8 protein-coding genes are annotated in these 10,600 nt (G+C 54.4%); 5 read left to right on the forward strand and 3 right to left on the reverse strand.

The window, feature by feature from the left end; all coding sequences use genetic code 11:
* Positions 1-52: 52 nt before the first annotated feature.
* Complete coding sequence (locus tag AC5DDB_RS04625) at positions 53-1,627, reverse strand: MFS transporter (RefSeq protein WP_491738506.1); 1,575 nt, start codon at positions 1,625-1,627, stop codon at positions 53-55.
* A 743-nt stretch (positions 1,628-2,370) separates the two neighbouring features.
* On the opposite strand from AC5DDB_RS04625, the gene AC5DDB_RS04630 reads away from it, so the two are divergent.
* Together AC5DDB_RS04630 and AC5DDB_RS04635 are read left to right on the forward strand one after the other, a co-directional pair.
* On the forward strand, positions 2,371-2,832 hold the full coding sequence (locus AC5DDB_RS04630) for a hypothetical protein (protein WP_491738507.1): 462 nt from the start codon (positions 2,371-2,373) through the stop codon (positions 2,830-2,832).
* Between the two features lie 188 nt (positions 2,833-3,020).
* Positions 3,021-4,283 (forward strand): PQQ-binding-like beta-propeller repeat protein, encoded by a 1,263-nt coding sequence (locus AC5DDB_RS04635; RefSeq protein WP_491738508.1) that lies wholly within the window; start codon positions 3,021-3,023, stop codon positions 4,281-4,283.
* Positions 4,284-4,323: 40 nt separating this feature from the next.
* Here the strand turns inward: AC5DDB_RS04635 and AC5DDB_RS04640 are convergent, their stop codons facing one another.
* A complete protein-coding gene (locus AC5DDB_RS04640) occupies positions 4,324-5,055 on the reverse strand; it encodes a hypothetical protein (RefSeq protein ID WP_491738509.1) in 732 nt (243 codons plus the stop codon).
* Positions 5,056-5,644: 589 nt separating this feature from the next.
* Positions 5,645-6,580 (reverse strand): DUF1559 family PulG-like putative transporter, encoded by a 936-nt coding sequence (locus AC5DDB_RS04645; protein WP_491738510.1) that lies wholly within the window; start codon positions 6,578-6,580, stop codon positions 5,645-5,647.
* A 185-nt stretch (positions 6,581-6,765) separates the two neighbouring features.
* On the opposite strand from AC5DDB_RS04645, the gene AC5DDB_RS04650 reads away from it, so the two are divergent.
* The 3 genes from AC5DDB_RS04650 (at position 6,766) to AC5DDB_RS04660 (ending at position 10,394) form a co-directional block, all read left to right on the forward strand.
* A complete protein-coding gene (locus tag AC5DDB_RS04650; protein ID WP_491738511.1) occupies positions 6,766-7,068 on the forward strand; it encodes an acylphosphatase in 303 nt (100 codons plus the stop codon).
* Positions 7,069-7,229: 161 nt separating this feature from the next.
* Positions 7,230-8,168, forward strand: a complete 939-nt coding sequence (locus tag AC5DDB_RS04655) for an ABC transporter permease (RefSeq protein ID WP_491738512.1) — start codon at positions 7,230-7,232, stop codon at positions 8,166-8,168.
* Positions 8,169-8,342: 174 nt separating this feature from the next.
* Positions 8,343-10,394, forward strand: coding sequence for an ABC transporter transmembrane domain-containing protein (locus AC5DDB_RS04660; RefSeq protein ID WP_491738513.1), 2,052 nt, complete (start codon positions 8,343-8,345; stop codon positions 10,392-10,394).
* Positions 10,395-10,600: the final 206 nt, after the last annotated feature.

The following is a 10,600-nucleotide window of genomic DNA, read 5'->3' on the forward strand; positions in this document are numbered from 1 at the left end:
CCGCAGAACACCTAGAGGTGATGAATTCCGCACCATCGTTGTAAGTGGTCCTTCACTCCGATGGGGGTGGCAGACGCTTTCGCGAGCGGCGTTTTTTCTTTCGGTCGGGAGCGTCGTCTTCATCATCGTCGATTTCCAACATCGTCGACGCCCCCCACGCAACACGACCGAGCAACCTCGGATAGATCATTAAAAACGCGGCGACAATCGGCCCGAGCACTAACGCCGCAAGAAATGGGTGCTCGCGGAGTGCGTCACTGACGAAGACCATTCCCACCACCCAACTGCCGGTAATGAGGTGGAACAACATCCACCCTTGTGGATAGAAAACGAGTGTGCGGAGAATCGGTTCGGTGATCGGCGTGAGCGGGTGATTGGCCTCCAGTGACGAAAGCAACACCACCGGGGCAATCAACAACATCGCGAATCCCGTCCAGTACCAGGACAATTCCACGAATAGACCAATGAACTGCCCAAGAAAAAACGCGATGACATTGGCCACGAAGAGCTGAAAGACAACGAACACCAGCGAACCGGCCCATTCTTTCCAATCCCGTTCGGGCCATTCGTCGATGGTATCGCTGCCGCCGGCGGTTTCGATCAAAATGCACAACCCGCCCGAAGCGGCATAGGCAAGTGTCCCCATGAGAATCCAGAACGTGGGCATCGCGAGAAAGGCCACCCCGAGAATGGTGCCCTGGTGCTGAGCGGTGTAAAGAACCGTCATCATGGCCATCAGTAGCAGTGAAATTGTCATCGCGACCGACAAGACGGTCCAGCGGAACCAAGTATCTGCTCGCCAAGGAAAATTCAATGTGCCGGTGAAGAACGTCCAGCGTGGCGGCGGCGCTTCGCCCACCGTGCGGATTTCCGCCATCCGATCAAAAACTCGACCGACCGCCTCGCGACTGACCGTGGGATTGTTGCCGCGGTCACGTTCCTCGTAGTCTCGATGCTCCTGGCGTTTCCGTTTTTTCTTTCGTGCACCGGGGCGAGACGTTTTTGTGCGGGACTTCGGCTCTTTGGTCTCATATGGGATTTCCTCTGCGTCGAAAATACCGTCCGCGGCGGGAACCGCACGTGTTTTCTTCGGTGGAAGAGACGGTGACGACTTGCTCGGCGTGGTCTTCCTCGAAACCTTGTCCTTCGTCTTTTGCTCGGGAACATCGTCCTTGGCTGGAACGGGCACGTCTTCCAAGCACTCCGGACACAACACGACCTGTGGCTGATTGATCAATGTCGGTGCGAATGGAGTATCACAAGCGGGACAACGCACCACGAACCCACTGCGATCGGGTTCGGGCGTCGATTCCGGTTTGGCGGGTGTATCGTCCTCGAAGGAACCGTACTCCGAAAACGTAATTTCCTCCGGTGCCGACTCCTCCCGCAATGTCCGTGACGACGGCAACGATGGCTCGCTTGGCGGCTCGGGAGCACCATACCGAGATGTTTCCAAACTCTCCCGGATATCCGGCGGCAAAGACAAACTGTAAGTGCCCACATCGGGCTTTTGTCGCTGCGAGTGGGGGAGTTTTGCGATCACTTCCGCCCGCGATGGCACGGGAGCCATCGTGTAGCAGTCGTGACATTTCACTTCGTAGGCATTTTCACGCACGTCGGGATGCATCCGGGTGCCACACCTGCGGCAAATGACCAATACATAGTCCGGGATGCTCTCGTCTGTCACCGGGCAGGCCTATTCGTTGAAGTGAATGGAACAAAACGCTGAACGAACGAATGTCGTGAGAAGTTCACTATTTTTCGCTCTCACTGGTATGCGGTCAAGGTTGCCCCGACGGATGTCATCGAAAGCCTCCGAGACCGTATTCTGCTCTTCTTGACCCATGCAAGACGGAAATACGTTCATAGTTGCTGGCTTTTAAGAAACTGAACACTACACGGTTCAACGCTATCTGTCGAAACGATGAATGTACCACTTCACTTCGATCAAAACGAATCACCGCAGCGTTTTGCAACAGGAATTCCAGATCCATTCGCTTGCCTCAAAAACCCCAAAACAAACATAAACACTTGCAGACAGACTACTTACAAAAACACCCCCAACAAAAACTCATTCCGGCACAGGACGTGCATTCTTAAAAGAGCAATGCGGAGGAAAGGGCGTTGGCCCGCACTCTTTCTGAAGCACACGAAAGCGTCCCAAACCAACCGTTTGGGACGCTTTTCTTTTTTTCTCCCAATCACATTTCGAATTTTCCCATGAACCTCTGCACGGGAAATACGTTCTCATATGTAGCGGGTGAGGATGTCGATCAGATATCACCTTGAACAACTCATTCACCACAAACACTTAAACGAAAACTTCGGCCAATTGTTGGCCAACTCTCTCTCATTGATGGGAGGTACGTGATGCGAAAGTATCTGAACAATTCTTATGTCAAACTGTTGGCCGGTCATTTGGCCATCTTACTGCTGATGATCGGTCTGCCGAGTACCATCGTATTGGCGGCTACCGAGGTCTGGACGCAATCGTTCGCGATGTTGGCCGTATTGGCGATCGTGCACGTCGCGATATTGGCTTTGCAAGTCAGCGTTAGCGGTCGACTGATCCCGGAGAATTGGAATGCGGCGTTCTTCTTGCCGTTGCCGATTTTCTCGGCTCAATATACGGTCAACATGATGGAGACCGCCCAGTATCCGTGGGCCGTTCTCGGTTTCGTACTGACTGCCGCTGGTGCCATGATTGTCGTTCTGATGATCATGAACATCTGGCAGAAGTTCAAGAACCGTAAGCATGGCTCGACCGTCGTCGTCGTGAAACGGTCGTTGGGTGACTCACAGATCCACGACGAAGAGCCAATGATTTACTAAATTGGCAGGCTCGTCTGTCGCGAGTTTTCAAGACCAAATGTGAAGCCGTCGGGGGTTGCCCTCGGCGGCTTCTTTGTTGGTTGGGCGACAGAGTTTTTTTCGGACGGTGCTTTCCGTAGACTGTTGGTTAGCTCCCGAATGGAGTCCCAAATCTCGCCGTTTACCCCGCCCGAATGAAGGAAACTCCCGTGTCTCGATTGATCAATGGATGTGTCGTTGCGATCGTTGTAGCCTCTGCCACGACTGCACTGGCAAGTGATTGGCCACAATGGCGTGGTCCCGAACGCACCGGCCGGTCCGCTGAAAACAACCTACTTACCGAATGGCCCGAAGGCGGACCAAAACTCGCCTGGAGTCGCGAAGATGTCGGAGCCGCATATTCCTCGGTTTCCGTCGCTGACGGTCGCGTCTTCACCCAAGGCAACAAAGCCGACGACAACGGCAACGGTGCCGACCAAGAACACGTCATCTGTCTTGATGAAAATACCGGCGACGTTCTGTGGTCCGTCGCCCTGCCCGCAGGCAAGAAACAATACGCCCAAGGCAAACGCGGAGCCGGTCCACGAGGCACCCCAACCGTTGACGGTGATTTCATCTACACCGTCGGTGCGGGTGGAGAGGTTGCCTGCCTCGAAGCCAAGACCGGCAGAATCGTGTGGCACAAACACTTCATCGACGACTTCGGAGCCAAAGGCGTGCCCACCTGGGATTTCAGCGAAAGCCCGCTGATCGATGGTGAAAAGTGCATCGTCACGCCCGGCGGACCAGATGGCACCATTGCTGCCCTCAACAAGACAACCGGCGAAACCATTTGGCGAAGCACCGACGTCACCGATGCCGCTCATTACTGTTCCGCCATCGTCGCCGAAGTTCACGGCGTCCGGCAATACATTCAGTTCACGAAGGATCGATTGATCGGCGTAGACGCTGAAACCGGTGCGTTTCTTTGGGACTACAAAGGCTCCGCAAACCGCACGGCTAACATCTCCACCGCGATCTGCATCGACGACATGGTTTTCAGTGCCTCCGCCTACGGCACCGGTGGCGGGTTGGTGAAACTCATCAAAGACGGCAACAAGTGGTCTGCCGAGGAACAGTGGTTCGAGAAGAAAATCCAGAACCATCACGGCGGTGTGATCTACGTCGATGGCTACATTTACGGCACGGGCAGCAACACACTGATGTGCCTAGATTTTGAAACCGGCGAAATCCAATGGCAATCCCGCGGAGCCGGCAAAGGTTCCATCACCTACGCCGACGGCCACTTATACCACCTCGGCGAAAACAATACGATGTGCCTCGTCAAAGCGAACCCGGAAGAATACGTCGAAACCGGCCGCTTCAAAACCCCCAGCACCAGCCTCCCCGACTGGGCCCACCCCGTCGTCGCCAACGGCAAACTATACCTTCGCGACCAAAACCTGCTGAACGTCTACAACGTCGCGAAGTAGTTCCATTAGCCCACGATTCCAACGTCAGGCACAGCCTGACCTACGGCTTATTCCGAAAGAACTGGCTCACGGATTTCAATTGATCGGCCCAGAACTTCGCGTCTTCGGTTTCGAGGTCGCGGAGTTTTTTTGTGGCGGTTTGGAGGGCTTCGTCGCCGGCTGGCTTTGTGTCTTCGTCTAACTGTTGCACGATTGCGAGATAGCCTTTTGCCATCCATTCACGGTCGGTGAGATTGGCCTGCTTTGCGATCTCAGCAGCTTGCTTGAACTGCTCGCCGGCTAATTTTGTTTTTCGGGCGGCTAGTAATTGCGCCCCGACTAGCCAGTGGGCATCGGTCATGGGAATCGCGTCGCGTTTGAGTTCGATTGCGAGTCGCAAATTCGTGCGGGCGGCGTCGAGTCCGATGGCTAAATCAGACGGTGTGACTGTGATGCCCTCGTCTTCCCAAGCCGGCCACGTATTCACGCCGACGTTGTAACAAATCTCCTTCGCCGTTGATTTCAGTTTGTTCGCCAGTTCGTCTGAGTCCGTGTGACGAGCTTGTTCGAGTCCGAACTGAATTCCCCGACGACCAAACATCGTCATCAACGGCACATTCTTCTCTTGGAAATAACAGACACGTACTAGTGACGAATACCAAGTCACGACTTCCTCGGGCGTGCCATTCGACTCTAGATGGGCAAACGCTGCGAACGAGTCTTTCTCCTTCGACAATCGCAGTGTTTTATTGAGGATCTGCCTCGTCCGATCACTAAGCTGGTTTTGGGCCACGATCATCTCCAAGAGAGGAATACAGCCGTGCAAACGGAATCGATAGAACTTTCCCGATTTAGTAAAAAAGAAATCTCCCACCGCGTCTGTCTTCAGGACATAAAAGCCTGTTCCCGTTTCGTGTCCATAGAAAAACTTAACATGAGATTTCTGATCAATGAGATGACGATCTTCCTCGCGTATCGAAAAGGTACTTGTGTTCACATCACCAATTATAGACGGAGTATAGAACAAACTCCTAATTGATGAACTGACTTTGCCGCGGACCCTCACAAGTTTCCTGTCCGAAAGTGGTGTTTCTCCGTTAAGAACATCCTCAATCTCTTGCGCATCGGAAAAACGAATTTCGAGGATTTTATCGTCAGCCGCTAGGCACGAATTGATGCTTCCTTGAAGAATCCAACTTGTGAAAAAGCCAAGAACAAGGCACAACAGTCGATGGAAGAAAACGTGGGACAACATGGATGCCTCTTTCCTCAACAATTGTCATGATCTCAGTTCTCATGAGCCTTGTTGGCATTGTCGGTTGTGACTCCTGACTTTACTAGTTCTCTTGCAGGCAAAAGCTCAAACGCAGCGGCGAAATGTCTCAATACTCGCCCACCGTTTCCCCGCCCGATCGGGTTGCTAGGGCATCGTACACGGTGACGTTCATCGTTTCACGGAGGAAGCGAACCGAGCCGTCGCCGAGGAGGTGGAAGACGCCGCCGGGGTGTTGGCTGGAGGGGCCGTATAAGGCGTCGATGGCTCGATAGGTTTTGTTGCCGTCGCCGTCGCGTTCGACTTCGTAGTACGGTTGGTAGTTCAAGGGCAACTCGGGGCCGGCGTAACTCGGAAGATTGGTTGAGTCATACCGGCGGGATGCGAGGGCAGCCGCTCCGCCGTCGATCCAGACCGCCGAACCGGTGTCGCGAGTCTCGGCGATGAACACGGTATTCGAGAGGCCATCGGTGATGTCGGCAAACCGGGTCTTGGCGAGCGGATAGAACACGCCGTCCGCGTCTTGCCAAAGTTTGCCGATGTCCGAAGCGCCCATCGCCACGTAATTTCGGAGCGCGTACGGGCTGCCCATGTCCGTGTAGAGTGGATCGTCACTGAAATCCGGGCCGGAATAACTCGGACAGCGATACACCGGCAACACCGTGCCCGCCGCGGTTTGGTTGGCTGGGTCGAGAGCGGAGACGTTATAGTCCACCAAGTTCTGCAAGTTCGTTTGCTCCAATTGCGGCAGAATCAAACTGGCCCAACTGTGAAGGTGGTAACGAAACGGCCGATCTCGCCACACGCCTTTTTCGACATCGCTGGTGCTGCTCGGCGGAAGCACTTGGTGTGTGTCGTGGTAGTTGTGGAATGCCAAACCGATTTGCTTGAGGTTGTTCCGACATTGCACACCCCGAGCGGCCGCCCGCGTCTGCTGCACCGCCGGCAACAACAACGCGATCAGAATCGCAATAATCGTGATCGACACCAATAACTCGATCAAAGTAAAACCGGATCGACGGGCGTGAGAGTTGGGCTGGGGCATGATTGAATCCTGTTGCGAGGTTTTCGACACGGCCCGCGCGAAAAGAACTCGGTTGGTATTGCCCACAGCGATAACGACAAGATTTCCGTCGTTCCCGCGAGACAATTCACGCATTTTGAAGTGTGGCGATCCGTATGATAGACAAAACGTAGCTCCCTTGGTGACTTCAACAGACTGGCTGTCTCATGACGGATTCGAACTCCCCGATTTGTCGGCGTGTGGTGTTTCATGGTCGCGTTCAGGGCGTGGGTTTTCGGATGACCACCGAACGCGTGGCTAAGAAATACGATGTCGTCGGTTACGTGAAAAATCTTCCCGATGGAACTGTCGAAGTGCTGGTGAAAGCGCCGGAAGAGGAACTCGAACGCTTCCTGCACGCCATTCGGCAGCAGTTTCCCGGCTACATCGAAGCCGAAGATTCGGTACGATGTGAGGAATCGATGAAGATCGGCCTGGAAAAGTGTCGGGTGTTCACTGTCCGTTACTAAATCGTTCTGAATATACGTCCTGAAAGGGATGGGTTCGGTGAAACCATGATTTTCTACGGTGACTTCCCTTTTTCCGTTAGATCACGATCGATAGATTGAAGGGACATCTTTCTTTTTTGTCCGTGCATTGATTTTCTCATTGTGCTTGAGGTCTCGGTTCGATGGAAGCAGAAGTCGATTTCCCAACCGCTGTATCGCAACTGTTCCAGGGGATCTCTCAGGAGTGGATTCTCGCATTGTCGGTGCTGGTCGCGTTGGTAGCCGCCCTGATTGCGTACTGCTACACCACCCAGTCCGGCGTGATCGCCCGTGCGACGACGAAAGAAGCCGTCCGACAGCCGATCTTTTACTTGATGCTGTTGCTGGCGACCGCTTTCTTAGTTCTGAACACCTTCCTGCCCTTCTTTTCGTTGGGCGAAGACCTGAAGATGTTCAAGGATGTCGGGCTGATTACGATTATGTTCTGCGGGATGTTCCTTGGCATCTGGACGGCGAGCATCAGCATTTCCGAAGAGATTGAAGGTAAGACGGCAATGACCTTGCTGTCCAAACCGATCAATCGGCGACAATTCATCACTGGCAAATACGTCGGCATCTTGAACGGCGTCATCTTCCTAGTGGTGCCGTTGGTGATCGTCTTCGCGGCTCTCATTTATTACAAAGTGGGCTACGATGCCCGCGAAGGTTCGAAAACCGGAATCACCGCAGCAGACCGTCTCCAAGAAATCGTGCAAGTGTTGCCCAGTGTATTGCTGGTCTTTATGGAAGTAGCCGTGATGACGGGAGTCAGCGTGGCCATTTCGACGCGTTTGCCGATGGTTGTGAACATCGTGACCTGCATGGCGATCTTCGTGGTTGGGCACCTCACCCCGGTGTTGGCGCAAACGGTGTTTGCGAAACTGGAATTCGTGAAATTCATGGCGTTGATGATTGCCACCGTTTTACCGGCATTAGAGGCATTCAAGACCGACGCCATTGTCGCCACGGGCAAGATCGTGCCTCCGATCTACCTGGGGACAGCGTTTGCATATTGCCTGTTTTATACGACGGCTTCGATTCTGCTGGCCTTCATTCTATTCGAAGACCGCGACCTCGCCTGATGTCCCGTCGGTTCCCCGATTTAGCGAAAATCGGGGATGCTTTTGGTGCATGTCGGGGTTAGGATCGGATATGGGAATCTGCTTCCCGCGAACGAGGAACGGGTTCCCGAAAACATAACGGACATCGGATCGAATTCCCACGGACGACTTCCTCCTGAGAGAACGGCTGAATTCGTGGAAGGTTTAGCTCCTGCACCCGTCGATTCCTTCGATCGCCTGTTTCCGCGTCGCGAAATGTTCCGTGGCAAAGCACTTGCGTCGATCGCCTGGTCACTCTTGGAAACGTTTTGCCTCGTCCTCACGCTTTTCGTCATTTTCCTGATCCTCGACCTCTTGGAAACCGGCGGCGAATTGGTCATTACTGCCAATCGAACCGGTCAATCCTTGGCTGAGAACCAAGCGACAGTTGAAGCGGAATTTGCGGCGTTGAAACCCATTATCGGGGAAGTCAATTTCAATGCCCTGTCGCCGAAGGTTTTGACCAGTTCCAGCGAGTACCGGTTGACCCTTGAAAACACGGGCGTCTTGCCGACGGTGTGGAAAAGTCGGCAACATTGGTGGGGCGGAATCTTTGCGAATGCCTACCGTTCGCTTGCGTCTTTGAGGCTGAATCGACCGGCACTTGTGACGTTGGTTCTCATTGGAATCTTCCTGGGGTTCGTGCGGACTTTCTTCGCGTCATTGGCCCGACGAGCCCGAAGTGACGCCGCTTTACAGGTGGCCGTGCGATTACGCCAATTGATCCATCGCCAGCGGTTGCGCCTTGGCCCCGGTGATCTCACCGATAGCGAAGCCAGCACCGTGCGAGACATCTTCATCAAAGACTCTGAAGTTGTCCGTCGTGGCATTTACGATTGGATCGGCCGTTTCGGACGTTATCCCATCATGTTGGCCATGCTCTTCTTGTTGGCATTGTCGATTCACTGGCGGCTTACACTTCAGTGTGTCATTCCGCTCGCGTTTGGATGGTATCTTCTGCAACGCCAACGATTCGCCACCGCCCAGAAAGCGAAGTACGCCGAAAGTCAGTCCGAAGAACAGCTTCGCATCTTGGCCGATGGTCTCGACAAAACCCGGTTGATCCGTGGTTATGGCATGGATGAATTCGAGTCGAGTCAGTTCCAGCAGAACCTCGAACGATACCGTGCCAGCACCTCGCGAATCAGCCGCAGCGAACGTAGTTCTCAATGGATCTCACGGTTTATTGTGATCTTGGCGACGAGTGTGGTCCTGATTATTCTCGGTCTGAAAGTTCTGGAACCGGCCGGTGCACCGCATGGGTTGTCGCTCTCCGCGACGTTGTTGCTGCTGACGATTTTCGCCGGGATGTACCGCCCGCTCGAAGAATTGTTCCACGCCGTCCGGGAACGCCGGGATGTCGCCACGATTGCCGACCGAGTTTATCGGTACCTCGACCGTGTTCCCACGGTCGGACAGGCGGTGGGAGCAAAGTTCCTGCAGCCACTATCGAAACGCATCCACTTCGAAAATGTCTCTTACAATCTGAAAAATCGTGGCCGGTTGTTGAACCAATTGGATCTCAAGATTCCAGCGGGTAATTCGGTTGCTATCGTCTCGCACGACCCGTTGGAACCGAAAGCACTCGCCTACTTGCTGCCTCGGTTTATCGAGCCCAACGAAAACGGGGGACGTGTCCTGTTCGACGGACAAGACATCGCCTGGGTGACGTTGGAGTCGTTGCGGGCGGAAACCGTTTACGTCGGCGGTTCTGACCCGTTGATGACGGGGACCGTCCGCGAGAACATCGCCTGTGGCCGAGCGGACCACTCCCTACAGGACATCATGGCCGCCGCAAAACAGGTTCACGCCAGCAAGTTCATTCTTGATCTACCGCAGGGATACGAAACCATGCTGGGCGAACATGGTGAGCAACTCGACCCCGGCCAGAGTTTTCGTCTGGGCTTAGCTCGAGCGATGCTTCGGGACCCGGCGTTGCTCATCATCGAGGAACCGGCCGCTCAACTCGATGAAGACACCAAAGCCCTGCTCGACGATGCCTACAACCGCATTTTTCGAGAACGCACAGTGATCTTGCTACCCTCGCGACTTTCGACCGTCAAGCGAGCGGATCGGGTCGTGCTCTTACACCAGGGCCGCGTCGATAGCATCGGCCCGCATGCCGAACTCGCCCGGACTTCGCAACTTTACCGGCACTGGGAGTACCTCCGGTTCAGCGCGATGAGTCGCGAAGTCACAGGGCGATAACACCGATTCGGCGACCTTCGTCAGAAGGATAGAGAATCGCGTGTGTTTGTAGGGCAATCCAGGGTTGTGTCCAAATTGGTGAGTCACTATGATTCCCGCCAGACCGAACGCGGTGTCTTCGAGAACCCGTTCCATCGTCATCCAACCGGGACGTAGCTCAGCTTGGTAGAGCGCCTGCTTTGGGAGCAGGAGGTCGCACGTTCAAA

This window comes from Thalassoroseus sp. (genome assembly GCF_984380535.1).

Coding starts and splice junctions, on each gene's coding strand:
- AC5DDB_RS04650 (WP_491738511.1), top strand. CDS start 6,766: ATGACGGATTCGAACTCCCCGATTTGTCGGCGTGTGGTGTTTCATGGT.
- AC5DDB_RS04630 (WP_491738507.1), top strand. CDS start 2,371: ATGCGAAAGTATCTGAACAATTCTTATGTCAAACTGTTGGCCGGTCAT.
- AC5DDB_RS04625 (WP_491738506.1), bottom strand. CDS start 1,627: ATGCATCCCGACGTGCGTGAAAATGCCTACGAAGTGAAATGTCACGAC.
- AC5DDB_RS04655 (WP_491738512.1), top strand. CDS start 7,230: ATGGAAGCAGAAGTCGATTTCCCAACCGCTGTATCGCAACTGTTCCAG.
- AC5DDB_RS04645 (WP_491738510.1), bottom strand. CDS start 6,580: ATGCCCCAGCCCAACTCTCACGCCCGTCGATCCGGTTTTACTTTGATC.